Raw genomic sequence first — 793 nt, 5'->3', positions numbered from 1 at the left:
CGGGTTCCTTAAAGAAGCTCACCATACCAACCTTGAATTCGTGCCCAAGGGCTCTCACCGCCTGACCAAGGGCGGCGGTCGTCTTACCTTTACCATCACCGGTATAGATTTGAATCAACCCCCGTTTTAACTTCACCATCGCTCCTTTCCAAATTTTGATCCGCATTATTTGGGAACAAGCTCCAAAAACCAATGTTTATCCTTTAAAACTTTTTCCCCAACAGTAAACTCAAGGGGTTTTTTAAAAATAGGTCCAGCATAGACAAGGGTATGGTATTCGCCCTTTTCACCACAGAGGTCAACATTCCTTAAGGCTTTCAACTCTTCTATAAACCCTTTATTTATTTCTCGTCCAAGCCATTCTTTACCTAAAAAATCAGCATTAGTAGCCACGACTATGGCCTTAAAACCCACTTGGATAAATTCCTCAAGCAATTCTTCTCTTCTCGCTTTCCATAATGGCAATATTGACCTTATGCCCATTTCTTTACAAACCCTTTCCACCCAATCTCTGTGCTCTTCAAGGTCAATATCGCCAAATACGCCAGCCCGGATACCTTCCTTTTTAAAATCAGACATCGCTTTTTTGAATTCCTCCTCGTAATTCTCCCAAGCGATCTTTCTCTGGACAATAGGAATTCCTATTGCTCTTGCTTGTAGTCGTAGTAGAGTCGAGCTAACTCCATGGGAGCGGGAATGTTTGCCATCTTCAGAAATCATATTTAAAAGATAGGCGACTTTAATATCCTGCTTTTGCATGACCTTATAGCAGGAAAGAGAAGTTTCTTTTCCG

At 41.9% G+C, this 793-nt stretch carries 2 protein-coding genes; both read right to left on the bottom strand.

Annotation, left to right across the window (positions count from 1 at the left end):
• Positions 1-139, bottom strand: a 139-nt coding sequence (locus AB1466_03945; protein ID MEW6189248.1) for a cob(I)yrinic acid a,c-diamide adenosyltransferase, incomplete at its 3' end; no start/stop codon positions are given.
• A gap of 26 nt (positions 140-165) precedes the next feature.
• On the bottom strand, positions 166-793 hold a 628-nt coding region (locus AB1466_03940; protein ID MEW6189247.1), incomplete at its 5' end, for a diphthine--ammonia ligase.

The organism is Actinomycetota bacterium, assembly GCA_040755895.1.
Lineage (GTDB): Bacteria > Actinomycetota > Aquicultoria > Subteraquimicrobiales > Subteraquimicrobiaceae > Subteraquimicrobium.
The sequence above is the reverse complement of the archived record's forward strand: the minus strand, read 5'-3'. Positions and strand labels throughout refer to the sequence as shown.